Source organism: Roseateles cavernae, assembly GCF_040187885.1.
Taxonomy (GTDB): Bacteria; Pseudomonadota; Gammaproteobacteria; order Burkholderiales; family Burkholderiaceae_C; genus Roseateles_E; species Roseateles_E cavernae.
Genome location: NZ_JBDPLH010000001.1, coordinates 818,158 through 843,249 on the forward strand (window position 1 = coordinate 818,158; position 25,092 = coordinate 843,249).

At 64.1% G+C, this 25,092-nt stretch carries 19 protein-coding genes; 5 read left to right on the forward strand and 14 right to left on the reverse strand.

Translation table 11 applies throughout. From position 1 onward, the window contains the following. Positions 1-53 precede the first annotated feature (53 nt). The 8 genes from ABGI63_RS04030 to dnaA form a co-directional block, all read right to left on the reverse strand. A complete protein-coding gene (locus ABGI63_RS04030; protein WP_349741173.1) occupies positions 54-3,185 on the reverse strand; it encodes a type I restriction endonuclease subunit R in 3,132 nt (1,043 codons plus the stop codon). A 6-nt stretch (positions 3,186-3,191) separates the two neighbouring features. After that, complete coding sequence (locus tag ABGI63_RS04035; protein ID WP_349741174.1) at positions 3,192-3,797, reverse strand: hypothetical protein; 606 nt, start codon at positions 3,795-3,797, stop codon at positions 3,192-3,194. A 2-nt stretch (positions 3,798-3,799) separates the two neighbouring features. Further along, positions 3,800-5,104, reverse strand: a complete 1,305-nt coding sequence (locus tag ABGI63_RS04040; protein WP_349741175.1) for a restriction endonuclease subunit S — start codon at positions 5,102-5,104, stop codon at positions 3,800-3,802. A 53-nt stretch (positions 5,105-5,157) separates the two neighbouring features. Next, entirely contained in the window at positions 5,158-6,165 is a 1,008-nt protein-coding gene (locus tag ABGI63_RS04045) for a virulence RhuM family protein (protein WP_349741176.1), read from the reverse strand. Then, positions 6,162-8,468: a type I restriction-modification system subunit M gene (locus ABGI63_RS04050; protein ID WP_349741177.1), complete on the reverse strand. Its 2,307-nt coding sequence runs from the start codon at positions 8,466-8,468 to the stop codon at positions 6,162-6,164. Before ABGI63_RS04050 ends, ABGI63_RS04045 begins: the two co-directional genes overlap by 4 nt. A 176-nt stretch (positions 8,469-8,644) precedes the next feature. Then, complete coding sequence (gene gyrB / locus ABGI63_RS04055) at positions 8,645-11,197, reverse strand: DNA topoisomerase (ATP-hydrolyzing) subunit B (RefSeq protein WP_349741178.1); 2,553 nt, start codon at positions 11,195-11,197, stop codon at positions 8,645-8,647. 95 nt (positions 11,198-11,292) lie between these two features. Continuing rightward, positions 11,293-12,417 (reverse strand): DNA polymerase III subunit beta, encoded by a 1,125-nt coding sequence (dnaN, locus tag ABGI63_RS04060; RefSeq protein WP_137944914.1) that lies wholly within the window; start codon positions 12,415-12,417, stop codon positions 11,293-11,295. A 100-nt stretch (positions 12,418-12,517) separates the two neighbouring features. Beyond that, on the reverse strand, positions 12,518-13,996 hold the full coding sequence (dnaA, locus tag ABGI63_RS04065; RefSeq protein WP_349741179.1) for a chromosomal replication initiator protein DnaA: 1,479 nt from the start codon (positions 13,994-13,996) through the stop codon (positions 12,518-12,520). Between the two features lie 453 nt (positions 13,997-14,449). Here dnaA and rpmH point away from each other — a divergent pair, with 453 nt between their 5' ends. The 5 genes from rpmH to mnmE all read left to right on the forward strand — a co-directional run bounded on the left by rpmH (position 14,450) and on the right by mnmE (position 18,723). Further along, on the forward strand, positions 14,450-14,584 hold the full coding sequence (rpmH, locus tag ABGI63_RS04070; protein ID WP_054021782.1) for a 50S ribosomal protein L34: 135 nt from the start codon (positions 14,450-14,452) through the stop codon (positions 14,582-14,584). A 16-nt stretch (positions 14,585-14,600) separates the two neighbouring features. Further along, positions 14,601-15,110, forward strand: coding sequence for a ribonuclease P protein component (locus ABGI63_RS04075; protein ID WP_262972299.1), 510 nt, complete (start codon positions 14,601-14,603; stop codon positions 15,108-15,110). Between the two features lie 5 nt (positions 15,111-15,115). Next, positions 15,116-15,430 carry a membrane protein insertion efficiency factor YidD gene (gene yidD / locus ABGI63_RS04080; RefSeq protein ID WP_349741180.1) on the forward strand — a complete coding sequence of 105 codons (315 nt, stop codon included), beginning with the start codon at positions 15,116-15,118 and terminating at the stop codon, positions 15,428-15,430. Further along, a complete protein-coding gene (gene yidC / locus ABGI63_RS04085; RefSeq protein WP_349741181.1) occupies positions 15,427-17,085 on the forward strand; it encodes a membrane protein insertase YidC in 1,659 nt (552 codons plus the stop codon). The genes yidD and yidC overlap by 4 nt, the downstream gene beginning before the upstream one ends. A 261-nt stretch (positions 17,086-17,346) precedes the next feature. Then, positions 17,347-18,723, forward strand: a complete 1,377-nt coding sequence (gene mnmE / locus ABGI63_RS04090) for a tRNA uridine-5-carboxymethylaminomethyl(34) synthesis GTPase MnmE (protein ID WP_349741182.1) — start codon at positions 17,347-17,349, stop codon at positions 18,721-18,723. Positions 18,724-18,900: 177 nt separating this feature from the next. Here mnmE and ABGI63_RS04095 read toward each other — a convergent pair whose 3' ends face one another. From ABGI63_RS04095 to ABGI63_RS04120, 6 genes are all read right to left on the reverse strand, one after another. Next, positions 18,901-19,263 (reverse strand): DUF2237 family protein, encoded by a 363-nt coding sequence (locus tag ABGI63_RS04095; RefSeq protein WP_137944919.1) that lies wholly within the window; start codon positions 19,261-19,263, stop codon positions 18,901-18,903. Continuing rightward, positions 19,263-19,496 (reverse strand): DUF2805 domain-containing protein, encoded by a 234-nt coding sequence (locus ABGI63_RS04100; protein WP_137944920.1) that lies wholly within the window; start codon positions 19,494-19,496, stop codon positions 19,263-19,265. The genes ABGI63_RS04095 and ABGI63_RS04100 overlap by 1 nt, the downstream gene beginning before the upstream one ends. 13 nt (positions 19,497-19,509) lie before the next feature. Further along, positions 19,510-20,055, reverse strand: a complete 546-nt coding sequence (locus tag ABGI63_RS04105; protein ID WP_349741183.1) for an adenine phosphoribosyltransferase — start codon at positions 20,053-20,055, stop codon at positions 19,510-19,512. Between the two features lie 16 nt (positions 20,056-20,071). After that, entirely contained in the window at positions 20,072-21,565 is a 1,494-nt protein-coding gene (locus tag ABGI63_RS04110; RefSeq protein WP_349741184.1) for a GGDEF domain-containing protein, read from the reverse strand. Positions 21,566-21,645: 80 nt separating this feature from the next. Further along, on the reverse strand, positions 21,646-22,908 hold the full coding sequence (locus ABGI63_RS04115; protein ID WP_349741185.1) for an acyl-CoA dehydrogenase family protein: 1,263 nt from the start codon (positions 22,906-22,908) through the stop codon (positions 21,646-21,648). Positions 22,909-23,025: 117 nt separating this feature from the next. Continuing rightward, on the reverse strand, positions 23,026-25,023 hold the full coding sequence (locus tag ABGI63_RS04120) for a monovalent cation:proton antiporter family protein (RefSeq protein ID WP_349741186.1): 1,998 nt from the start codon (positions 25,021-25,023) through the stop codon (positions 23,026-23,028). Between the last annotated feature and the right edge of the window lie 69 nt (positions 25,024-25,092).

Here is a 25,092-nt window from a genome sequence, read left to right on the forward strand (position 1 = left end):
GAACGCTGGCAGTTAGGCCCAAAGTTCGCGATACCTGGTGAATTAGTACCTGCTCAAACGTCAGCAGGCCTCGGACCATGCTTGAAGGCAGCGTAAACCTTGCCCAACAGATGCTCAAGCGCCAGCCGCCTGAATTCCCCATCGCTCATCAACTTGCCAAATATTTCTTCGTTGCCTTCCATGCGATCAATCACCAGACCTTCAAACGCTTGGGCAAAGACATGGCGGAAATCATCGAGCGAGTTGTTCTCGGCGGCCTTGCGCAAGGTCTCGCTCTCAATGGCCTCTTCCTGAATCTGATCGAAAAAGAGCTGATCGGCTTGGGTGAAGTCAGTGCCAAAACGCTCGTTCAGGATGTCGATCAATTCGGACAAGCGCACCACATCGTCGCGTTGACCTGTACCGATGTCGGCCGGCCCTTTCAAGGGCTGTGCCTCACCAGCATTCAAGTCAATCCGTCCCTCGCCGATTTTCTGAAGGCGGTAGTACTGCAACTCGACTTCGTCTTCCAGTTGCAGCGGCCCACTGCCTTCGCGCTTAGGCAGCTTGGTGAGCAAAAAGCGCAGGTAGGTATAGAGCCGTTCCAGGTCGCTGTCCTGATAAGGGATGACTTGCGACAGGAATCCATACAGGTTGCGGAAGTTCACCAGCAAGGCCTTGAGCTCTTCTCGAGTCTCTTCATCTCGGCCTTTGAACCGCTCGACGGCCTCATCGAGGATGCCGTTCATTGCCGCATGGTCGTGTACCGAGATCTTGCGCTTGGGCTTGAAGTAAACCGCGCAGAAGTCGCGGACTTCCTCGTCGTAGATCAGGCCTGATTCCTCAATTTGGTGGTGCAGCCGGTACAGATGCTGGGCATCGGTGAGGGGCTCGGCAGGGGTGTCTTCGTAGTAGGGCTTGAAGGCCTTGAATATTTCTTCCGGCTTGTTGCGGAAGTCGAGGATGAAGGTGTCTTCTTTGCCCGCGCAGGTACGGTTGACGCGCGACAGTGTCTGCACTGCCTGCAAGCCAGTGAGTTTGCGGTCGATGTACATGGTGTGAAGCAGCGGCTGATCGAAGCCGGTCTGGTACTTCTCAGCCACGAGCAGGACCTGGTACTCATGACTGTCGAAGGCCTCGGGCAGCTCGCTCTCCTTGATGCCACCATTCATGCCGACTTCGGTCCAGGTCTTACCCGCCACATCGGGGTCTTCCACAGACCCGGAAAACGCCACCAGCGTCTTGACGTCGGCATAGCCCTTGCTCTGGATGTAAGCGTCAAACGCCTTCTTGTAGCGCACCGCATGCAAGCGGCCCTCGGTCACCACCATGGCTTTGGCGCGCCCGCCGATCTTGTGGCGAACGTGGGTGCGGAAGTGCTCCACCATCACTTCGGTCTTGGTGCCCAGATGCACTTCGTGCAGCGTCAACGCGCGGGCCAGAGCACGAGCGGCCTTCTTGCGTTCGACATGCGGGTCCTCGTCACCCACCTGCACCAGATGAAAGTAGGCCTCGAAGCTGATGTAGTGCTTGAGCACGTCGAGGATGAACTTCTCCTCGATGGCCTGGCGCATGGTGTAGAGGTGAAACGGTGCCTCGCCGCTGGTGCCGGGCTCGTCGAACACCTTCTTGGTCTTGTACTTGGGTGTCGCGGTGAAAGCAAAGAAGCTCAGGTTCGGCTGCTTGCCGCGCTTGAGCATTTCTCTCACCACGCCGGCGAGTTGGTCTTCATCTTCATCATCTTCAAGGCTTCCGCCGCTAGGCCCGTCGTTCCCGCCCATCAGTTCACGCTGCTCGACGACATAGCGCGCAGCCGCCTCCTGCACGCCCTGCGCATTCAGAACGCCCTTGAGCTCCATGGCGTTTTCGCCGGACTGCGAGCTGTGCGCCTCGTCCACGATCACGGCAAAACGCTTGTCGCGGGTGTCGAGCGGCCCGAGGTGTTCCCGATCCTCGGGGGACAGCTCCTCTTGCAGCTTCGTCAGGGTTTCCTGAACAAAGGGGAACTTCTGCAGCGTGGTGATGATGATGGGCGTGCCCTGCGCCAGCGCCTGCACCAACTGGCGGGTGTCCTCATCGATCTTCTGCACCACGCCCTGCTTGTGATCGAACTGATAGATGGTGTTCTGCAGCTGCTGGTCAAGGACGCGCCGGTCGGTCACCACGATGACCGAGTCAAACACCTTTCGATCCTGTGCATCGTGCAGACTGGAGAGCCGGTGCGCCAGCCAGGCAATTGTGTTGCTCTTTCCCGACCCGGCTGAGTGCTGCACCAGGTAGTTGCGCCCGGCGCCGTGCTCGCCCGCATGCGCCACCAGACGACGCACCGCGTCGAGTTGGTGATAGCGGGGAAAGATCATGGTTTCGCGCGTGATCTTCTTGATGCCTTCGTCGCTGGCAATGCGCTTCTCTTCCGCCTGCAGGTGCATGAAGCGGCCCAGGATGTCCAGCAGCGAATCGCGCTGCCAGACCTCGCGCCACAGATAGGCCGTGCGGTAGCCGCCGTCGGTGGCAGGTGGGTTGCCAGCCCGCCCGTTGTGGCCGAGGTTGAAGGGCAGGAAGTGCGTCTTGTCGCCCGACAGCCGGGTGCACATGAAGGCCTGGTCCTGGTCCAGTGCAAAGTGCACCAGGGCACGCTTCTTGAACTCGAAGATCAGTTCGCGGCCGTCTCGGTCGCGTTTGTACTGCAGCTTCGCGTCTTCCACCGTCTGGCCAGAGAGCGGGTTCTTGAGCTCGACGGTGATGATGGGCAGGCCGTTGAGCAGCAGGACCAGGTCCAGGCTCTTGCTGTGCGCTTCGCTGTAGAACAGCTGGCGTGTCACGCTCAGCTGATTCAGCGCATACAGCGCTTGCGTCTGTGGGTTCAGCCCATTGTTGGGTGCGAAGAAGGCCACGCGCAGGGTCTTGCCATAGCACTTGAAGCCCTGCCGCAGCACCTTGAGCAGACCCTTGGTGTCCAATTCCTTGCACAGGTGATCCAGCACCACCTTGGCAGTCTCGCCCTGGTGGATGGCTTGCAGGCTCTGCCAGGTCTTGGGCTGGCTGGCTTCGATGAAGCCCAGCACGGCAACGGGGTCTAGGGCCAGAGCCCGATCAAACCGCCCCCTGGCTTCGCCTTCACGGTAGTCCACAAACCTGTAGCCGCCCTGATCGCACAGCTCGTGAACGATGGCGTCTTCCAGGCGGGCTTCGGTGTGCTTCTTCATATCAGGTCAGTTGATGATTTGGACATTGGCGTTGTCCAACTGATCCAGTGGCAAGCCGTCGATCTCGTTGTACAGATAGTGCCGGATGGAGTGATCCCGCTGGAGGTACTTCCCGCCCTCATCGAGATAGGGCGCAGCGTTCTGGTGGCATGAAAGCACAAACTTGCTGAGGTGGATTCGGCGTGACTCCCCCGTGTAATGCTTGATCGCACTGTGCAGCGTTCTACACCAAGCCTCGCTGGCCTTGAGCTGGTCAACCAAGCTCTCTGGCAGGGAGGCTGATTTGAATTCAATGCAGTAGACGGCGAGGCGCTCCCGCAAGCGATGGAAAACGACAAAGTCGCAGCGCTTGGACCAAGGCTTGGCCTCGTCATCCAGAAAGTGGAACAAGGCGTCGGAGTTGCCATTCTTGTTCTTCAGATCCAGGTTGATGGCCAGCGCTTCTCCGGAAACCGCGAGCCGGACACGCTGAACGGTGGGCGTGGTGGAACCGGGGCGATAGATCTTGTCCTTCAGCACAAGGCGACCTTCGTCATCAACTTCGGTGACCTTGTACTTTGAACTCAGATGACTACGAACCGCATTGAAGTACCCCTGGGCGTTGAGCGGCATTGCTAGGCCACTCCCCGAACTTTCACATGGCGCACGTCAATTTGGCCAGTCACGGCACTGGTGATAAGTGCGCTGCGGTATTCAACAAGGCGCTCGATGGCCAACTCGTTGGTGTCCATGAGCGAGTCCAGTTCAGCGAGTTCGGCACGAAGCGATCGAGCAATCGAGACCTGCTCGTCGTAGGGCGGGACGGGAAACTCGAAACGCTTCAGCGTGCTCGTTTCCATCTTTCGGGTTCCATGGGCTGACTCGTCGGCCAAGCTGGAGAGCACATCTGCAAAGCCGCTCAGACCCCAGAACAGGAAGTCAGAATGAAGGTGTTCCCCGCATCGCAGCGCTTTCATGTCTTGATTGATCGTGACGGGCTTGTCGTTGATAGCGACGGGGAAAGAGTGCGCCAGGATCATGCCGCGAACGACGGCAAGGACTGCATTTGGCGCAACCAATCTCAGCCCAGTCTCCTCCAATGCCAGCCGAGTCACATGATCGATGGAGTCCTCCAGGCGGGGACGCTTCATATCCTTGGGGGTGACCCAGGGAACATCTCCGTCCCAATAGGCGCCGTTGGCCATGCTCGGCGTCATGCCGCCTGAGATTTCGACCAAGTATCCAAGCGGCACGACTTTCCAATTCGCCGGCACACGTCCGAGCCAGGCCACCCCTGATGGTTGCAACGGAACTGCTGGGTTGAGCCCCTTGGTCACAGCCTGGGTAATCAAAGACAACCGCTTTTCCCGCAACCTCTCGATCAATGTTTGCTTTTTTGCGATCAGCGTGTCGATCTGAGCGGTCTTGCATAGGAGGAACTTCGCGATCAACTCCTGCTCCACAAGCGGCGGATAGACCACGAGAGTGTTCAGATACTCCGCCGCCTCAAGATTCTGAATACCCGTGGTTTGCTTGATGGCTAAGTAATTCAGCTTTGCCGAGTACAAGGCAGCATGCGCGTAGGTCCAATAGCGAGAGCATTGGTCAGGAGCTGGAGACATCCTGGCGACAAAGTTGGAGGTCACAGCCTTCATCTCGTGATCGAACAGCACGACGCAGCCAACCAACTGCTTTTCTCCACCACCAGATTTCTCTATGAGCAGATCACCCTTCTTCAATTCGCGTGACTTGCGCTGCCGCTCGTCAACGGCTCTGACAGTCAGTTTCTCCGTACTGACGGTCAGCTGAGTGCGGTCGAAATCGGCTACGCGAAGACAAACCACATCGTCATCGCCCCCATCGGGATCTTCGCCCCAAACCCCGTTTTCACAGGATGTCACGGTCCACTTCAGGCGATGGGCCTCCCATCCTTTGGGCATCTGGGGCAACCAGTGAATTCCGCTGGGTACATAGGTCGGGTATGCCGGATACCTCACTTTAAACCCTTCTTCTGCTTCAGTTGCAGCTCTAGATCCTCCAGCGCTTTCAAATCCTCCGCATCCGCCGCCAGCGCCTCAGCCTGGCGACGCTGGGCGTCGAACTGCTCGTAGCGCTCATACGCGATCTGCTTCATCTGCTCGTTGCTGACGCTGCCCGCGCCCTGCAGCACCGGGCGGTCATTGAACTCCAGCAGGCGGTCCACATTGCTGCGCCAGTAGGCCAGGGTCAGGTCTTGCCGGCCCTTGGCACGCAGCTCGGCCTGCTCCAGGAAGATCACGACCAAGCGGTTCAGTGTGTCCACCTCGTCGGCAGAGAGGTAGTTCTTGGCCACGATCACATCGGCCTTGCGTACGCGGCTGCCTTCCCAGGTGGTCAGCGCCATATGGGGTGCCTTAGCATCGGCACGGATAAGGATCAGCTCCGCAGCGGTCTGCCGCGTCACCGCATAGAGCAGCTTGTTCTGGACCTCGGCAAAGAAAAGGTGGGCGGCTGGATCTTGCTTGTCGTAGTCGCGGCTGAGCGAGAACAGGTCGCGTACCTTTTGGTAGAAGCGCTTCTCCGAGGCCCGGATGTCGCGGATGCGGGCCAGCAGCTCGTCGAAATAGTCAAAGGCTGCGCCACTCGGGTTCTTGAGCCGCTCGTCATCCATGACGAAGCCTTTGACCAGGTATTCGCTCAGGTGCGCTGTGGCCCACTGCCGGAACTGGGTGCCGCGCGGGCTTTTCACGCGGTAGCCCACGGCCAGAATCATCTCCAGCCGGTAGAGCTTGGTTCGGTAGCGTTTGCCATCGGCCGCAGTTATTAAGTCTTGCTTAATAACTGCCTCGGCCAAAAGTTCGCCCTCCTTGAGAATGTTGCGGATGTGAATATTGGTGTTGGCCACCGTCACATCAAAGAGTGCCGCCATTTCCAGCTGGCTCAGCCACAGGCTGCCGTCCACGGCGCGGAACTGCACCCGCGCCTGGCCGTCCTCGGTCTGGTAAATGATCAGCTCGTTCATGAGGACGTCACCTCCTTCAACATGGCCACAATGTCGCGCTCCAGTGCTTCGATGTCCGCCGCAATGGCGTCCAGCGGGCGAGGAGGCTGGTACTCGTAGAAATGGCGATTGAAGGGGATCTCGTAGCCGACCTTGGTCTTGCTGTGGTCGATCCAGGCGTCGTCTCGGTAAGGCAGCACCTCTTTCGCCATGTAGGCCTCGCAGTGCTCGCGCACCAGATCGAGCAAGGGGTCGAGGTCCAGCTTGCCCTTGTTCTTCTTGTTCTCGTAGTCCAGTGGCAAGGGCAGGGCGATGCCCTCTGGCAGCGGCACGCTTTCGGTGTCGCGCAGGTCAGGGTCGGGCTCGGACTCGCCCCTCTTGTTCCAGCAGATCTTGGCGCTGGGGTCTTTTTCACCCAGGCTGCCTGGCGCCAGCAAGGCGCTCTTGAGGGCCGCATCAAGTGGCAAGTCAGCCGACTTGAAGGCTGAGCTCAGTTGCTCGTCAAACACGGCTCGATCTTTGACGATTTCACCGTTGGCAAAGCCCCGGCGCAAGCTGCGAAGCATACGCAGGATGGCGGCCTGGGCGCGCCGGCCCGTCAAGACCTCCTCTTCGATCTTGGCCTTGTCTTTGCGTTTTCGCGAAATGGCGAGGTTCTCAAACGTACCCAGACGCCTCGTGCGGGCGATGCGCTCGCGGGTGACGGCGAAGTTCAGGCGCAGCGGGCGATCCACCGTGATCTTCAAGTAGCCAAAACGCTGGTTGGGCAAGACCTTGCTGACAAAGAAGCTCTGGCTCTGGTCGCGCTTGAGGTCGATATTGCTGTCCACCTCGGCCAGGCTCATGCGCACATCATGCTGACACTCGGCATACAGGCGCGTCAGCATGGCAATGTGGTCCGCAGATCCGTCTTTCACATCCGAACTGCCATTGGTGCCATCGCCCAGGCGCTTGCGCTTGTCGCCGAGGCTCTTTTGCATCTTTCGAGCAAACTCGGTGCCATTGATCAGCTGAACCTTGCCCACGCGCTCAGGGCGCTTGCGGTTCGTGACGATCCAGATATAGGTGTAGATGCCGGTGTTGTAGAACAGCTGGTCGGGCAGGCCGATCACCGCTTCCAACATGTCGTGTTCAATGATCCAGCGGCGAATATTGCTCTCGCCGCTGCCAGCATCGCCTGTGAACAAAGGTGAACCATTGAACACGACGGCGATACGCGAACCCTCACCGCCCCCCTTGCCACCGGCCTTGGGCGCGGGTTGCATCTTGGCAATCATGTGCAGCAGGAACAGCAGCGCGCCATCGTTGATGCGAGGCAGGCCAGGGCCGAAGCGGCCCTTGAAACCAAGGCTGTTGTGTTCCTTGCTGACGTTGTCTTTCTCCGGTTTCCATTCCACGCCGAAAGGCGGGTTGGCCAGCATGTAGTGGAACTGCTCGCCCGGATGGCCATCACCATCGACAAAGCCATCTTTTGGCTTGCCCGTGCCCAAGGTGTTGCCGAAGACGATGTGCGAAATCTCTTCGTTCTTGATCATCAGGTCCGAGCCGCAAATGGCGTAGGACTCCGGGTTGTATTCCTGGCCGTAGAGCTCCAGGATTGCATCTGGATTCAGTCCGAGTTCCGGATCCTTGATCAGCTTTTCTGACTCCGACAGCATGCCGCCCGTGCCGCAGGTCGGGTCGTAGATCTTGATCAGTTTGCCAGGGCGATAGACCAGGTCGTCATGTGTGAACAGGAGGCTCACCATCAGTTTGATCACTTCACGTGGTGTGAAATGGTCACCGGCCTCCTCGTTCGCCTGTTCATTGAAACGGCGCACCAGATCTTCGAACAGGTAGCCCATCTCGATATTGGTGATGCGGTCGGGGTGCAGATCCACTGCAGCCACAGCCTTGATCACTTCGAACAGGCGATTGGCTTCATCCAGCTTCTCGATCTCTTCTTCGAACTTGAACTTCTCGATGATCTTGCGGGCGTTGGAAGAGAAGCCAGCGATGTAGTTGCCGAGATTGGCAGCAAGCTTGTCGGGATCGCCCAGAAGCGAAGCGAAGGTGAAGTCGCTGGTGTTGTGGAACTTCAGCTTGAACTTGCGATGCACCATCTTCTCGATGGTTTCAACGTCGTACTTGGCCTGCGCCTTCAAGGCTTTGTGGTGTGCAAGCACATCGGCCTTGTTGCTCTCAAGAACGCAATCCAGCCTCCTCAGCACCGTCAACGGAATCATCACACGACGGTATTGTGGCGGGCGGTATGGGCCACGCAAGAGATTGGCGATGTTCCAGATCACATCGCCTTGCTGCTTCAGCGCTTCGTAATTCTTCATTTGAGACTCAAGGCGAACCAAGTGGCGCTGCTATCAGACGCAACAGGCAGCTGGCAGCAGAACGCAAAAAGACCGGCTGTCGTGAACAGCCGGTCCGTTGAAAATTTTGAATGAAATCCTATCGAACAATCTTCCGTCCCTCCCCGACGGTCAATTGCATTGAGGCGTGTCTGAGCTCACACGTCGATATTCGCCGCCCTCAGCGCATTCGTCTCAATGAAATCGCGGCGCGGCTCGACTTCGTCGCCCATCAGCATCGTGAACACCCGGTCTGCCTCGATGGCGTCGTCGATCTGCACGCGCAGCAGGCGGCGGACGTTGGGGTCCATCGTGGTTTCCCAGAGCTGCTCGGGGTTCATCTCGCCCAGGCCCTTGTAGCGCTGGCGGCCGACGCTGTTTTCGGCTTGCTGCATCAGCCAGGCCATCGCGCCGCGGAAGTCGCTGACCTTGCTTTCCTTGGCCTTCTCGCCTTCGCCCTTGCGGACGAGGGCTTCCTCGCCGATCAGGCCCTTGAAGGTGCGGCCGGCGTCGGCCAGCACTTCGTAGTCGGCGCCGTGCATGAAGTCGGCATTGATGACGCTGGAGCGCACATTGCCGTGCTGGCGGCGGCTGATGCGCAGCAGCAGCTTGTCGGTGCGGGCGTCGTACTCGCTGCTGACTTCGGCCTGGTGCAGCGCAGCCTGCATGGCGGCAGCGGCTTCCTCGGCGGCCTCCTTGGTGTCGAGGTTGATGGCCAGGCCGCTGGACAGCACGCGCAGCGCCTCGAAGTCCATCCAGTTGGCCAGGCGGGTGATCACGCTTTCGGACAGGACGTACTTGCGCGCCAGCTGCTCCAGCGCTTCGCCGGAGAGCACCGCGCCGCCGATGCCGGTGTGCAGATGGGCGTCCTGCAGCGCCACCTTCAGCAGGAAGGCGTCCAGCTCGGTGCCGTCCTTCAGGTACTGCTCGTGCTTGCCGACCTTGACCTTGTAGAGCGGCGGCTGGGCGATGTAGATGTGGCCGCGCTCGCAGAGCTCGGGCATCTGGCGGTAGAAGAAGGTCAGCAGCAGGGTGCGGATGTGGGCGCCGTCCACGTCCGCGTCGGTCATGATGATGATGCGGTGGTAGCGCAGCTTGTCGGGGTTGAAGTCGTCGCTGCCGGCGCCGCGGCCGATGCCGGTGCCCAGGGCGGTGATCAGCGTGATGATCTCGTTGCTGGTCAGCAGCTTCTCGTAGCGCGCCTTCTCGACGTTCAGGATCTTGCCGCGTAGCGGCAGGATGGCCTGGAACTTACGGTCGCGGCCCTGCTTGGCGGAGCCGCCGGCGGAGTCGCCCTCGACGATGTAGATCTCGCACAGCGAAGGATCCTTCTCCTGGCAGTCGGCCAGCTTGCCGGGCAGGCCCAGGCCATCGAGCACGCCCTTGCGGCGCGTCATCTCGCGGGCCTTGCGCGCGGCCTCGCGGGCGCGGGCGGCGTCGAGGATCTTGCCGCAGATGATCTTGGCGTCGATCGGGTTCTCAAGCAGCCAGTCGGTCAGCAGGCGGCTGACGATGTCTTCGACCGGCGCGCGCACTTCCGAGCTGACCAGCTTGTCCTTGGTCTGCGAGCTGAACTTGGGCTCGGGCACCTTCACCGAGACCACGCAGGCCAGGCCTTCGCGCATATCGTCGCCGGCCACCTCGACCTTGGCCTTCTTGGCCAGCTCGTTGTCGACGATGTATTTGTTCAGCACGCGTGTCATCGCGGCGCGCAGGCCGGTCAGATGGGTGCCGCCGTCGCGCTGCGGGATGTTGTTGGTGAAGCAGAGGACGTTCTCGTTGAAGCCGTCGTTCCACTGCATCGCCACTTCGACGCCGACATTGGTGCCCTGCTCGCTGATCTTGTCGCCCTGGGCGTGGAAGATCTTCGGGTGCAGGGTGTTCTTGCCCTTGTTGATGAACTCGACAAAGCCCTGCACGCCACCGGCGTAGGCGAAGTTGTCTTCCTTGTTGTTGCGCTCGTCGACCAGGCGGATCTTCACGCCGTTGTTCAGGAACGAAAGCTCGCGCAGGCGCTTGGCGAGGATGTCGTAGTGGAAATCGTTATTGGTCTGGAAGATCTCGGTGTCGGGCAGGAAGTGGACCTCGGTGCCGCGCTTGTCGGTCTCGCCGACGATGCGCATCGGGCTGGTCTCGACGCCGTCGACGATCTCGATCAGGCGGTCCTGCGGGATGCCTTGCTTGAACTCGAGCTGGTGGATCTTGCCGTCGCGGCGCACGGTCAGGCGCAGGGTCTTGGACAGGCCGTTGACGCAGGACACGCCCACGCCGTGCAGACCGCCGGAGACCTTGTAGCTGTTCTGGTTGAACTTGCCGCCGGCATGCAGCTCGGTCAGCGCGATCTCGGCGGCGCTGCGCTTGGGCTCGTGCTTGTCGTCCATCTTGACGCCGGTGGGGATGCCGCGGCCGTTGTCGATGACGGAGATGCTGTTGTCGGTGTGGATGGTGACGATGATGTCGTCGCAATGGCCGGCCAGCGATTCGTCGATGGAGTTGTCCACCACCTCGAACACCAGGTGGTGCAGGCCGGTGCCGTCCGAGGTGTCGCCGATATACATGCCGGGGCGCTTGCGCACGGCTTCCAGGCCCTCGAGGATCTGGATCGAATCCGCACCGTAGACCGCGCCCGAGGACGCTTCTGCGGAGACCGCGTCCTTCTGCTTGTCGGTCAGGCCATCGGGGTTCTGTTCGTTGCTCGGCACATCACTCATCGGGGACTCTCTCTCACTGTCGGGCAGCCACTTCGCCGCCCCTTTAAAAGCACTGAAGCGGGCCGAGGCCCGCTGTCGTCAAGTCAGTTCTCGCCTCAGATCCGCATCGGCATCACGACGTACTTGAAGCCGGTCTGCTCGGGGATCGTGATCAGCGCGCTGGCGGCGCTGTCGTTCAGATCGATGGACACCATGTCCTGGCTCATGTTCTGCAGCGCGTCCATCAGATAGGTCACGTTGAAGCCGGTCTCTATCAGGTCGCCACCGTAGTCGATCTCGATCTCTTCCTTGGCCTCTTCCTGCTCGGCATTGCTGGAGGCGATGCTCAGGAGGCCCGGCTCGAAACTCAGGCGCACGGCCTTGAACTTCTCGCTGGTCAGGATCGCGGCGCGCTGCAGGCTGGCCAGCAGCGGCTGGCGGCCCAGCGTCACATTGAACTTGTGGTTCTTCGGGATCACGCGGTTGTAGTCGGGGAACTTGCCCTCGACCAGCTTGGTGACGAACTCCATGCCGCTGAACGTGAACTTGGCCTGGTTGCCGGCGAAGCGCATCTCGATCGGCTGGTCGTCGGAGCCATCCTTGCCGCCATCCTTCAGCAGGCGCATCAGCTCCAGCACGGTCTTGCGCGGCAGGATGACTTCCTGCTTGGGCATATCGGCTTCCAAGGTCGCCTGGGCCAGCGCGAGGCGATGGCCGTCGGTGGCGACCAGGGTCAGGGTCTTGCCTTCGGCAACGAAGAGGATGCCGTTCAGGTAGTAGCGGATGTCGTGCACCGCCATCGCGAAGTGCACCTGGTTGATCAGGCTCTTCAGCGTTTTCTGCGGCACGGCGAAGGCCGGGCCGAAGTCGGCGGCTTCCTGCACCAGCGGGAAGTCATCGGCCGGCAGCGTTTGCAAGGTGAAGCGGCTCTTGCCGCCCTGCAGCGTCAGCTTGCTGGCGTTGGCGGTCAGGCTGACGGTCTGGTCGGCGGGCATCGAGCGCAGGATGTCGATCAGCTTGCGCGCGCCCACCGTGGTGCTGAAGTTGCCGGCGTCGCCGTCCAGCTCGGCCGTGGTGCGGACCTGGATTTCCAGGTCGGAGGTGGTCAGCTCGAGCTGCGGGCCTTGCTTGCGTATCAGCACATTGGCCAGGATGGGCAGGGTATGGCGCCTCTCGACGATGCCGGCCACAGCCTGCAGCGCGCTCAAGACCTTGTCCTGGGTGGCTTTCAACACAATCATGGAAACCTCTCTCCGCTCTGTTTTGGCTTTGGCGCCGGGCCCGTCGGGCAACAGCGCGTATTTTCACCTACTTATAGGGCAAATTCCGCTGAGGAAAGCGCTAGCCCTTCAAGGTTTGCTCCAGCACGTGGAGCTGCTGGTTCAGCTCGGTGTTCTTCTGCCGCTCGCCGCCGATCTTGCGCACCGCATGCAGCACCGTCGTGTGGTCGCGGCCGCCGAACAGCTCGCCGATCTCGGGCAGGCTTTTCTGCGTCAGCTCCTTGGCCAGGTACATCGCGATCTGGCGCGGCCGGGCGATGCTGGCCGGGCGCTTCTTGCTGTACATATCGGCGACCTTGATCTTGTAGAAGTCGGCCACCGTCTTCTGGATGTTCTCCACCGAGATCTGCCGATTCTGGATCGACAGCAGGTCCTTCAGTGCCTCGCGGGCCAGCTGGATATTGATGTCCTTGTGCGAGAAGCGGCTGTAGGCCAGCACCTTGCGCAGCGCGCCCTCGAGTTCGCGCACGTTGGCGCGCACGTTCTTCGCGATGAAGAAGGCCACATCCTCGGGCATCGGTGTCTGCTCGGCCTCGGCCTTCTTGATCAGGATGGCCACCCGCATCTCCAGCTCGGGCGGCTCGATGGCCACCGTCAGGCCGGCGTCGAAGCGGCTGGTCAGACGTTCGTCGATGTCCACCAGGCCCTTGGGATAGGTGTCCGAGGTCATGATGATGTGGGCGCGCTTGGCCAAGAGGGCCTCGAAGGCGTTGAAGAACTCCTCCTGCGTGCGGTCCTTGCCGGCGAAGAACTGCACATCATCGATCAGCAGCAGGTCCAGCGAGTGGTACTTGGCCTTCAGCTCGTCGAAGGTCTTGCGCTGGTAGTTCTTCACCACGTCCGAGATGAACTGCTCGGCATGCAGATAGAGCACCCGCGCATCGGGCTTGTCGCGCAGCAAGGCGTTGCCGACCGCATGGATCAGATGGGTCTTGCCCAGGCCGACGCCGCCGTAGATGAACAGCGGGTTGTACATCGCGCCCGGCGCACCGGCCACATGCAGGGCCGCGGTGCGCGCCATCTGGTTGGCACGGCCGGGCACCAGGGTGTCGAAGGTCAGCGCGGTATTGAGGCGGTGGCGGCTGGCGCTGGGCGGCGGACCCAGGGCCGGATTGCTGTGGATGACGGGCTGCTGCGGGTCGCGCGGCGCGGCGGGGGCCACCGGCACGGGCTCGGGCTGCGGCGGGCTGACCGGGCGCAGGCCGTTGTGCAGCACCTGGCCGACGGCGATCGGCTGGTTGGCGGGCAGGGGCTGGGCCACGCGGCCGACCGGCTCGCGCGCGGCCAGGGCCAGCTCCAGGCGGGCCGGTTTGCCGGCCAGCTCGGTCAGGATGGCTTCGATGCGGCCCGCATACTGGTTGCGGATCCAGTCGAGCTTGAAGCGGTTGGGCACGCGCAGCGAGACGACCACCGCGTCGGCGCCGCTGCCGCCGGCCACATCGGCCGGGGGCAGCGGGCGTATCCAGGTATTGAATTGTTGTTCGGGCAGTTCGGCAGCCAGGCGCTCACAGCCGCGCTGCCAAAGTTCTGCCCCAGACATGTCTGCGCTCATTGTGGAAAACTTGTTCTTGAGCGGCCGGATTGTACGGGTTTGACGCGGCCGAATCGCAGGTTATCCACAGATTTTTGGGCGCGGTCAAGCCCCCGATAACCCGGGATGGCGATCCCTCTTGATTGACCGGGGCGCCAAAGTTTGGTGTAATCGCGGGTTTTCCGGACGCCGGATGGTTGCGCACGGGCGGACTTGTTCTTTGCACTAGCATGTGGATTGATGGTCTTGTCCCATGTCGGCCCCAAGGCAGGGCCGGCGCGGCGCACATCGGTGGCCGTCTGGGCCGTATCGGCCTGCCGACCCGTCAAGGGTACGGCAGACCGGCATGGCTTTGGCGGCCGGGATGCCCAGCGCATCTCGTAACGATTTGCCCACAACCGCTCTCGCGGGCGAGGATTCCTCGCTGCGTTGTAGCGTCTTTAGACCTCAAGAGGTTTCATCATGAAACGCACCTACCAAGCTTCCAAGACCCGTCGCGCCCGTACCCATGGCTTCCTCGTCCGCATGAAGACCCGTGGCGGCCGCGCCGTCATCGCTGCGCGCCGCGCCAAGGGCCGCAAGCGTCTGGCTGTCTAAGTCGGGACACGACAGCGTGATCGGCCGCATCCTGCGATCGGCCGACTTTGAGCGCGTGCTGGGTTCGCCCAGCCGCGCTCGCAGCAGCCATTTCGCTGTGCACCATGTTGCGGCCAGCCCCAGCCTGCCGGGCAAGAAGTTGTCCACAGATGCGGCCGAGTTATCAACAGGCGATGCACCGGACATCCACATGCTTGTGGATGAGGGCCGCGCTCAGGCGCTGCCGCAAGGCTGCTGGCTGGGTAGCGTGGTGCCCAAACGCCATGCCCGCCGCGCCGTGACCCGTACCCTGCTGAAGCGCCAGATCCGCGCCGCCTTCGTGGCCCAGGCCGCGGCCGAAGAGCCGTTGCTGCCGGGCCTGTGGGTGGTGCGCTTGCGTGCGCCCTTCGACATCAAGCAGTTTCCCAGCGCCTCGTCCGAGGCGCTGCGCACGGCTGCGCGCGTCGAATTGGCCCAGCTGTTCGAGCGCGCGCGCGCGCCGCAGCGCGAGCAACAGCGGCCGGCCCGTGCCCGGCCGCAGGCCTGAGCGATATGGACCGCCCGCCCGCCTCGCTGCCGCAGCGCTTCATGATGGGGCTGGTGCGCGGCTATCAGCTGCTGTTCAGCCACTGGCTGCAGGCCGGCTGCCGCTATGAGCCGAGCTGCTCGGCCTATGCGATGCAGGCGCTGACCCAGCATGGCGCGGCCGCCGGCACGTATCTGGCGGCGGCCCGCATCCTGCGCTGCAATCCTTTCTGCTTGGGCGGGCATGATGCCGTGCCCGACAATCCGCCCGGCCTGTTCACCCGTCTGGGTTGCGGGTCTGGCGTCCGTTCCTCCTCCTCCAATCCTGAAGCGTCCCAATGACTGATATACGCCGCACCGTGCTGTGGGTGGTCTTCACCATGTCGCTTGTCCTGTTGTGGGACGGCTGGCAAAAGCACAACGGTCACCCCTCGATGTTCAGCCCCGCCGCCCCGAAGCCGGCGGCCGTTGCTGGCTCGGCACCCGGCGCTGCCGCACTGCCCACCGCCGCCACCCTGCCGGGCGCGGCCGCGACACCGGGCGCCGCGCCGACCGCTGCGGCACCGAGCAGCACTGGCGAAACCGTCGTCATCAGCACCGATGTGGTCAAGGCCACACTGGACAGCCTGGGCGGCAGCCTGGTGCGGGTGGAACTGCTCAAGCACAAGGACGAGACCGACGCCAGCGGCCATATCGTCGTGCTGGACCGCAGCGCCCAGCGCGTCTACCTGGCCCAGACCGGCCTGGTCGGCGTGGCCGGCGCGCCCAGCCACCTGACCCCGATGAGCCTGGTGCCCGGCGAGCGCAGCCTGAAGGACGGCGAGCAAAGCCTGGTCGTGCGCTTCGAGTCGCCCGAGCAGGGCGGCGTCAAGCTGGTCAAGACCTACACCTTCAAGCGCGGCGACTATGCGGTGGACGTCAAGCATGAGGTGCTCAACACCTCGGCCGCGCCGCTGATGCCCCAGCTCTACACCCAGCTGGTGCGCGACGGCAATCCGCTGCCCAATGAGTCGAGCTTCTATTTCACCTTCACCGGCCCGGCGATGTATACCGACAAGTCGAAGTTCCTGAAGCTCGACTTCAAGGACATCGAAAAGGGCAAGGCCAGCGTCGAGAAGAATGCCAGCGATGGCTGGGTTGCGATGGTCCAGCACTACTTCGCCAGCGCCTGGCTGCACAAGGGCGACAGCCCGCGTGAGTTCTACGCGAAGAAGGTCGACAACAATCTGTACTCGGTCGGCATGCTGTTCCCGCTGGCCCAGCTGGCGCCCGGCGCCAGCGTCAGCGCCGACCACCAGCTCTTCGTCGGCCCGCAGGAAGAGAACAAGCTGGCCGTGCTGGCCCCGGGCCTGGAGCTGGTGAAGGACTATGGCTGGTTCACCATCCTGTCCAAGCCGCTGTTCTGGCTGCTCGACCAGCTGCACAAGCTGCTGGGCAACTGGGGCTGGTCCATCATCGCGCTGGTGGTGCTGCTGAAGATCGCGTTCTACTGGCTCAATGCCAGCGCCTACCGCAGCATGGCCAAGATGAAGGCGGTCAACCCGCGCATCACCGAGATGCGCGAGCGCCTGAAGGACAAGCCGCAGCAGATGCAGCAGGAGATGATGAAGATCTACCGCGAGGAGAAGATCAACCCGATCGGCTCCTGCCTGCCGATCTTCCTGCAGATGCCCTTCTTCATCGCGCTGTACTGGGTGCTGCTGTCCAGCGTCGAGATGCGCCATGCACCGTGGATTCTGTGGATCACCGATCTGTCGGCCAAGGACCCGTTCTTCGTGCTGCCCATCCTGATGACGCTGTCCAGCCTGTTCCAGGTCTGGCTGAACCCGACGCCGCCGGACCCGATGCAGGCCAAGATGATGTGGATCATGCCGCTGGCCTTCAGCTTCATGTTCTTCTTCTTCCCGGCCGGTCTGGTGCTGTACTGGCTGACCAACAACATCCTGTCGATCGCCCAGCAGTGGATGATCAACAAGCAGCTCGGCGTCAACAAATAGCCGCCCGCGCCAGCATTTCACGAAGCCCCCGGGTGCCCCCGCACTTGGGGGCTTTTTTATTGGCGCCGCCAGGCCTTTAATCGATCACATGCGGGGCAGAGAGTCACCGGCCTGTCAAAGACAACAGTGCCTGGCGACAAGGCCCATCAGCGGGGCTCACGCGAGCGCCCGCTGACAGCCTCCCCCGCGCCATATCCCGGACGCCGACCCCAAGGTCGGCGTTTTTCGTCTGGGGTGGCCGCCATCGGTGAAAATTCGCCCATGCTGTCCCGCCACCAAGATCCCATCGTCGCCATCGCCACCGCCCCCGGACGAGGCGCGGTGGGCATCGTCCGCGTCTCGTCGGCGCAAGACCTGACCCCCATCGTGCAGGCCCTGTGCGGCAAGGCCCTGAAGCCGCGCGAGGCCAGCTATCTGCCTTTCCGCGCCGCCGATGGCGAGGCCATCGACCAGGGCCTGGCCCTGCTGTTCCCGGCCCCGCATTCCTATACCGGCGAGCATGTGCTGGAGCTGCAGGCCCATGGCGGGCCGGTGGTGCTGCAGCTGCTGCTGGCGCGCTGCATGGAGGCCGGCGCCGGCATGCGCATGCGCCTGGCCGAGCCCGGCGAGTTCACCCAGCGCGCCTTTCTGAACGGCAAGCTCGACCTGGCCCAGGCCGAGGCCGTCAGCGATCTGATCGACGCCAGCACCGAGGCGGCCGCGCGCAGCGCCAGCCGTGCGCTGGCCGGCGCGCTGTCCGGCGAGGTCGGCGAGCTGCGCGATGCGCTGATCAAGCTGCGCATGCTGGTCGAGGCGACGCTGGACTTCCCGGAGGAAGAGATCGACTTCCTGCAGCAGGCCGACGCGCTGGGCCAGCTGGACCGGCTGCACGCCCGACTCGCGGCCGTGCTGGACCGCACCCAGCAGGGCGCGCTGCTGCGCGAGGGCATCAAGGTGGTGCTGGCCGGCCAGCCCAATGTCGGCAAGAGCTCGCTGCTGAACGCGCTGGCCGGTGCCGAGCTGGCCATCGTGACGCCCATCCCCGGCACCACGCGCGACAAGGTCAGCCAGACCATACAGATCGAGGGCGTGCCGCTGCACATCAGCGACACCGCCGGGCTGCGGGAGACCGAGGACGAGGTCGAGCGCATCGGCGTCGCGCGCAGCTGGGATGCGATCGCCGATGCCGATGTCGTGCTGTTCCTGCACGACCTGAGCCGCATCGGCCAACCGGACTACGAGGCCGAGGACCGCCTGATCAACGAACGCCTGCAAGGCGTCGATGTCGGCCGCATCCTGCAGGTCTTCAACAAGGCCGACACCGCCCATGGGCAAGACCTGGCTCCAGGCGCCGTCGCGCTGTCCGCCAAGACCGGTGCGGGGCTGGGCGAGCTGCGCCAGCGCCTGCTGCAGCAGGTCGGCTGGCACGCCACGCCCGAGGGCCTGTTCATCGCCCGCGAGCGCCATGTCCAGGCGCTCAAGCGCACCCGCGAGCATCTGGAGCTGGCCAAGGCCGTGGCCACCCAGCAGCCGCCGGCCCTGGATCTGCTGGCCGAAGAGCTGCGGCTCTCGCACGACGCCCTCGGCGAGATCACCGGCGCCTTCTCGGCCGACGATCTGCTCGGCGAGATATTCAGCCGGTTTTGTATCGGGAAGTGAGCGCTACGCCGGGCCGATGCCTCGAATGCGGCCTTGTCCTACGCGCAGCGACGCCCTGAGTTGGTAAATTGGCTTCACTCAGGGTGCTCCTCCTCCCTCCCTCCAATGGCCCTGAGACTTGCCCGGCAGCCGTGATGGTTTTGCCGGGCTTCTTTTTGGGCTGGAGGAGCCCGAGGCTTACACGGTCGCCGTGCGCAGCTGCTCCAGGCTGACGTATTGCAGGGCCCGCGCGTGGGTGCATTCCAGCACGACCGGCGGCGCAACACCGGCCTCATAGGCCTGCCGCCAGCGCAGCGCGCACAGGCACCAGCGGTCGCCCGGTTTCAGGCCTCGGAAGCGCTGCTCGGGGCGGGGCGTGCTGAGGTCGTTGCCGCGCAGCGCCGAAAACTGCAGAAAGGCGGCCGTGAGCTTGGCGCAGATCACATGGCTGCCGAGGTCGTGCTGATCGGTATGGCAGCAGCCGTCGCGGAAGAAGCCGGTCAGCGGGTCGTAGGAGCAGGGCACCAGCGGCGTGCCCAGCACATTGAGGGCCTGCGGCATCAGCGGCCGTGCGGCCAGGTCGACTTGGCCTTCGGTGGCTTGACGCCCTTGCCCTGGGCGGCCCAGAGCTTGTAGGCGCTGGAGGTCAGCTCGCGCTTCATCAGCTGCACCAGCTCGCCCTGGCCGATGGCGTGCTGCATCAGCACCTTGTTATAGGGCGGGGTGTCGTCCCAGGCGGTCTTGATGACCGCGTCGATCTGGTCGCGGCTGAGGCGGGGAATGGGTTTGGCCATGGTCTATTGTCCTTCAGTGGCCGCCGAAGTCGACCAGCGTGAACAGCGGCAGGCCGCTCTCCTGCAGGCGCTGGGAGCCGCCGAGCTCGGGCAGGTCGACAATGGCCGCACCCTCCACCACCTGCGCGCCCAGGCGTTGCAGCAGCTTGGCGCCGGCCATCATCGTGCCGCCGGTGGCGATCAGGTCGTCGATCAGCACGATGCGGTCGCCGGGCTTGACGGCGTCGGTGTGCATCTCCACCGTGGCGCTGCCGTATTCCAGCTCATAGGTCTCCTCCACCGTCGTGAAGGGCAGCTTGCCCTTTTTGCGGATCGGGATGAAGCCGATGTTCAGCTCATAGGCCAGCACCGAGCCGATGATGAAGCCGCGCGCGTCGAGGCCGGCGATGGCCGTCGGCTTCGCGTCGAAATAGCGGTGCACGAACTGGTCGATCAGCACGCGGAACACGCGCGGATTGGACAGCAGCGGCGTGATGTCACGGAACTGCACGCCCGCGCTGGGCCAGTCGGGCACGGTGCGGATATGGCTCTTGATGTAGTCGGCGGCAGTGGTCGGCATAGGTGCCGATGGTAAATCAGGCCACCAGCGGACTGCAGACCATGCGGGCGCGCCCGGCCTGCTTGGCCTGGTAGAGCGCGGCATCGGCCAGCTCGATCAGGTGCAGGGCCGGCAGTTGGGCCTCGGCGACGCGCGCTGCCACGCCTATGCTCAGCGAGACGCTGTGGCGCACCGGCGAGGCGGCGTGCTCGATGGCGGCCAGGCGCACGCTGTCGAGGATGCGCTGGGCCACCACCTGGGCACCGGCCAGATCGGTGTCGACCAGCAGCACCGCGAACTCCTCGCCGCCGTAGCGGCACACCGGCTCGCCACCGCGGCCGACGCAGCTGCGTAGCAGGGTGGCGACGCGGCGCAGGCAGTCGTCGCCGGCGACATGGCCGTAGTGGTCGTTGTACTGCTTGAAGTGGTCGATATCGACCAGCAGCATCGCCAGTGGCTTGCCGGCACGGGCGCTGCGCTGCCACTCGATCTGCAGCGCCTGGTCGAACAGGCGGCGGTTGCCGACGCCGGTCAGCCCGTCGGTGGTGGACTGGCGGGCCAGCAGCTCGTTGGCCTGGCGCAGCCGCACCTCCTGGCGTTTGCGCTCGCTGAAGTCGGTGATGATGCCGACGAACAGATGGGTGGTGGCGGTCTTGACCTCGGCCACCGACAGATGCACGGCCAGCTCGCGGCCGTCGCGGTGGCGGGCGCTGAACTCCTGGCTGCCGCCGCTCAGTGACGCGTTCCGGGTCAGGTCTTGCGGGGCGCTGGGAACGCCCTGTATCAGCATGCTCAGATGGCCGCCGCGCAGCTCCGGCGCGCTGAAACCGAAGAGCTGGGCGCAGGCGGGGTTGACCTCCAGCATATGGCCGCCGGTGTCCAGCGTGACGATGCCGTTGGTGGCCGCATTGATCAGGGCCTGCAGATGGGCCTGGCTGGCGGCCAGGCGCTGCTGCTCATGGACCAGGTCGCTGACCTCCAGGCGCACGCCCACCATGCCGCCCGAGGGCGTGCGGCGCTCGAAGATGCGCAGCCAGGTCTCGTCATGCACGCGCTGCAGCAGCGGCGCGCGCTGCTGGCCGCGGTTGCGCTGGCGCTCGGTCAGCCATTCCTCCTCGCGGCCGATCGCTTCGGGCACGCCCTTGATGGCCAGCGAGGCGCGCGCCAGCTCCTCGAAGCTGGCGCCGCGCTCGAACTCGCGCAGCATATGGGGATAGATCTCGACCAGGCGCTTGTTGAAGGCGACCAGCTTGTCCTGGGCGTCGAAGATCTCGACGCTGGCCGGCAGCGCGTCGATGGCTTCTTCCAGCGTGCGCTGGGCGCGCTCGGCACGGGCCCGGGCGTGCGCCATCGCCATCAGCGCCAGCCCGGCCACCAGCGCGCTCAGGCCCAGGCTGGCCATGCTCAGCCAGGGCAGCCAGGCGCGGTCCACCCAGCCGCCCAGGCTGCTGATCAGCACCGTGGCCTGGAGTGCCAGCACCAGGCCAAAAGCCAGGGGCGGCCATGCGCGGGAGAGCTTGGGGCGTTGCATCGTGTGGCTTTGCGGAACAAGCGACGGATGCTAGCGGGCCCTCCCGCGCAGCGACAGACCCCCTAGCGGGGGAGTTTGTTTCAGCCGCCTCTTGTGATGGGCATCTCGACCTTGTCGGCCGGCAGCTTCATATGACGGGCCAGCTCCAGCTTGGCCAGCGAGTTGCGGTGCACCTCATCGGGGCCATCGGCCAGGCGCAGCGTGCGCTGATGCGCCCACATCATCGCCAGCGGCGTGTCCTGCGAGACCCCCATGCCGCCATAGACCTGGATCGCCCAGTCGATGATCTTCAGCGCCATCGTCGGCGCGACGATCTTGATCATCGCGATCTCGGCCTTGGCCACCTTGTTGCCCACCGTGTCCATCATGTAGGCGGCCTTCAAGGTCAGCAGCCGGGCCTGCTCGATGCTGCAGCGCGCCTCGGCGATGCGCTCCTGGGTCACGGTCTGCTGGGCGATGGTCTTGCCGAAGGCGCTGCGGGCAATCGCGCGCTCGCACATCAGCTCCAGCGCTCGCTCGGCCGCACCGATCGAGCGCATGCAGTGGTGGATGCGGCCGGGGCCTAGCCGGCCCTGGGCGATCTCGAAGCCGCGGCCTTCGCCGAGCAGGATGTTGGCCACCGGCACCCGCACATTCTTCAGCACGATCTCCATATGGCCGTGCGGCGCATCGTCGTAGCCGAACACCGACAGCGCGCGCTTGATCGTGATGCCCGGGGTGTCGGCCGGCACCAGCACCATCGACTGCTGTTCGTGGCGGCCGGCGCCGGGATCGGTCTTGCCCATCAGGATGTAGATCGCGCAGCGCGGGTCGCCGGCGCCCGATGACCACCACTTGGTGCCGTTGATCACATACTCGTCGCCCTCGCGTTCGATGCGGCACTGGATATTGGTGGCGTCCGACGAGGCCACCTCGGGCTCGGTCATCAGAAAGGCCGAGCGGATCTCGCCCTTCAGCAAGGGCTCCAGCCAGCGGTCCTTGTGGGCCTCGCTGCCGTAGCGGGCGATGGTCTCCATATTGCCGGTGTCGGGGGCCGAGCAGTTGAAGACCTCGGGCGCCCAGTGCACCCGGCCCATGATCTCGCACAGCGGCGCGTACTCGAGATTGGACAGGCCCTCCGGCGCGCGCGGCGACTGCGGCAGGAACAGATTCCACAGCCCGGCCTGGCGCGCCAGCGGCTTGAGCTCCTCGATCAGCGTGGTCGGCAGCCAGGCATTGCCGGCGCGGCGGTTGGCCTCGACCTCGGCGTGGAAGCGATGCTCGTTGGGATAGATGTGCTGATCGAAGAAGGCCAGCAGGCGCTCGCGCATCTCCTGGACCTTGGGGCTGTAGTCGAAGTTCATGGTGACGCGTCCTTGTTGGCTGCCGTGCCGCGAGTGTGGCGCAAGCCGCCGGCCGCGCCTGTCGCCCAGGCGGCAGGCTGTCCCGCAGGGGACCCGCCCTTCAGCACTTGAGCCCGCTCAGCCGCGCAGCAGTTTCTCCTCGGCCAGGGCCAGCGCCTCCGGCGTGCCCGACAGCACCAGCGTGTCGCCGCCGCCCAGCAGCAGGCTGTCCTGGGCCGCGACCACCGCGCCGCTGGCGCGCCGCAGCGAGACCACGCCGACGCCCACCGCATGCAGGGCCAGGGCCTCCAGCGGCTGCTTCGCAAAGGGGCTGGCCTGGGGCAGCGTGACCGAGATCAGGCGCTCCTGCTGGCGATCCTCGGCGCTGTCGTCGTCGGCGCCGTGGAAATAGCCGCGCAGCAGGCCGTAGCGGGCATCACGGGCGTCGCGGGTCAGCCGGATCACGCGCCGCATCGGCACGCCCACCAGGGCCAGCGCATGGCTGGCCAGCATCAGCGAGCCCTCGATCGCCTCGGGCACCACCTCGGTGGCGCCGGCGGCGCGCAGCCTCTCCAGATCGGTGTCGTCGATGGTGCGCACCACCACCGGCACCTGGGCCGCATGCGAGCGCACCAGCTGCAGGATCTTCAGCGCCGAGGGCGTGTCGTGATAGGTGACGACCACGGCGCTGGCGCGCGCCAGGCCGGCGGCCATCAGGCTTTGCAGCCGTGCCGCGTCGCCGAACACCACGCTCTGGCCGGCCGCTGCCGCCTGGCGCACCCGGTCCGGGTCCAGGTCCAGCGCCATATAGGGGATGTGCTCGCCCTCCAGCAGCCGGGCCAGGTTCTGGCCGCTGCGGCCGTAGCCGCAGATGATCACATGGGCGTCGGCCTTGATCGCCTTCTTGGCGATGCTGGTCAGCTGCAGCGACTGCATCATCCAGTCGCTGCTGGACAGCTTCATCACGATGCGGTTGCTGTACATGATCAGAAAGGGCGTGGCCAGCATCGACAAGACCATGCTGGCCAGCACCGGACTGACCCATTGCGGCGCGATCAGCTGGTGCTGGGCGCCCAGGGTCAAGAGCACAAAACCGAACTCGCCGGCCTGGGCCAGATACAGGCCGGTGCGCAGCGACACGCCGGCCGGCGCCTTGAACAGCCGCGCCAGCCCCGCCACCAGCACGAACTTGGCCAGGGTCGGCGCCAAGGTCAGCAGAAAAACCAGATGCCATTGCGCCAGCACCGGCCGCCAGTCCAGCTTCATGCCTATGGTGATGAAGAACAGGCCCAAGAGCACATCGTGGAAGGGCCGGATATCGGTCTCCACCTGGTGCTTGTATTCGGTCTCGGCGATCAGCATGCCGGCGACAAAAGCGCCCAGCGCCAGCGACAAGCCGGCGTGCTCGGTCAGCCAGGCCAGGCCCAGGGTCACCAGCAGCAGGTTCAGCATGAACAGCTCTTCGCTCTTGCGCCGCGCCACCAGGGTCAGCCACCAGCGCATCACCTTCTGCCCGCCGACCAGCAGGATGCCCAGCAGCACCGCCGCCTTCAAGGTGGCCCAGCCCAGCGAAACCGCCATCGCGCCGCCGCTGCTGTTCAGCGCCGGGATCATCACCAAGAGCGGCACCACGGCCAGATCCTGGAACAGCAGCACGCCCATCACGCGCTTGCCGTGCTCGCTCTCCAGCTCCAGCCGCTCGGCCATCAGCTTGACGACGATGGCCGTCGAGCTCATCGCCATCGCCGCGCCCAGCACCAGCGAGCCCTGCCAGCTCAGCTCCCATGCGCGGCCGAAGTAGGCGAAGCCGGCTTGCAGCAGATAGTGCCCCGCCACCGTGCCGACGATGGTCAGCAGCACCTGCAGCAGGCCGAGGCCGAACACCAGCGAGCGCATGCTGCGCAGCTTCGGCAGATTGAACTCCAGCCCGATCACGAACATCAGGAACACCACGCCGAACTCGGCGAGGTAGCGGATGCTGGAGGTGTCGCCGGCCAGCGCCAGCGCGTTCGGCCCGATCAGCACCCCCACCGCCAGATAACCCAGCATCGGCGGCAGCTTCAGCGAGCGGCAGATCACCACACCCAGCACGGCGGCCACGAGATAGAGCAGGGCGAGGTCCAGCGAGGTGATCATGGCTTCATGTTAAGCGGTGCCCGGGCGGCGCCGGCCGGTCTTCATGCAGTGTTCAGACGGCGCGTGCAT

Excerpts from the sequence above, each read along its gene's own strand:
- ABGI63_RS04030 (WP_349741173.1), bottom strand. The coding sequence starts at position 3,185 with ATGAAGAAGCACACCGAAGCCCGCCTGGAAGACGCCATCGTTCACGAG.
- ABGI63_RS04035 (WP_349741174.1), bottom strand. The coding sequence starts at position 3,797 with ATGCCGCTCAACGCCCAGGGGTACTTCAATGCGGTTCGTAGTCATCTG.
- ABGI63_RS04040 (WP_349741175.1), bottom strand. The coding sequence starts at position 5,104 with ATGCCCAAAGGATGGGAGGCCCATCGCCTGAAGTGGACCGTGACATCC.
- ABGI63_RS04045 (WP_349741176.1), bottom strand. The coding sequence starts at position 6,165 with ATGAACGAGCTGATCATTTACCAGACCGAGGACGGCCAGGCGCGGGTG.
- ABGI63_RS04050 (WP_349741177.1), bottom strand. The coding sequence starts at position 8,468 with ATGAAGAATTACGAAGCGCTGAAGCAGCAAGGCGATGTGATCTGGAAC.
- gyrB (WP_349741178.1), bottom strand. The coding sequence starts at position 11,197 with ATGAGTGATGTGCCGAGCAACGAACAGAACCCCGATGGCCTGACCGAC.
- dnaN (WP_137944914.1), bottom strand. The coding sequence starts at position 12,417 with ATGATTGTGTTGAAAGCCACCCAGGACAAGGTCTTGAGCGCGCTGCAG.
- dnaA (WP_349741179.1), bottom strand. The coding sequence starts at position 13,996 with ATGTCTGGGGCAGAACTTTGGCAGCGCGGCTGTGAGCGCCTGGCTGCC.
- rpmH (WP_054021782.1), top strand. The coding sequence starts at position 14,450 with ATGAAACGCACCTACCAAGCTTCCAAGACCCGTCGCGCCCGTACCCAT.
- yidD (WP_349741180.1), top strand. The coding sequence starts at position 15,116 with ATGGACCGCCCGCCCGCCTCGCTGCCGCAGCGCTTCATGATGGGGCTG.
- yidC (WP_349741181.1), top strand. The coding sequence starts at position 15,427 with ATGACTGATATACGCCGCACCGTGCTGTGGGTGGTCTTCACCATGTCG.
- mnmE (WP_349741182.1), top strand. The coding sequence starts at position 17,347 with ATGCTGTCCCGCCACCAAGATCCCATCGTCGCCATCGCCACCGCCCCC.
- ABGI63_RS04095 (WP_137944919.1), bottom strand. The coding sequence starts at position 19,263 with ATGCCGCAGGCCCTCAATGTGCTGGGCACGCCGCTGGTGCCCTGCTCC.
- ABGI63_RS04100 (WP_137944920.1), bottom strand. The coding sequence starts at position 19,496 with ATGGCCAAACCCATTCCCCGCCTCAGCCGCGACCAGATCGACGCGGTC.
- ABGI63_RS04105 (WP_349741183.1), bottom strand. The coding sequence starts at position 20,055 with ATGCCGACCACTGCCGCCGACTACATCAAGAGCCATATCCGCACCGTG.
- ABGI63_RS04110 (WP_349741184.1), bottom strand. The coding sequence starts at position 21,565 with ATGCAACGCCCCAAGCTCTCCCGCGCATGGCCGCCCCTGGCTTTTGGC.
- ABGI63_RS04115 (WP_349741185.1), bottom strand. The coding sequence starts at position 22,908 with ATGAACTTCGACTACAGCCCCAAGGTCCAGGAGATGCGCGAGCGCCTG.
- ABGI63_RS04120 (WP_349741186.1), bottom strand. The coding sequence starts at position 25,023 with ATGATCACCTCGCTGGACCTCGCCCTGCTCTATCTCGTGGCCGCCGTG.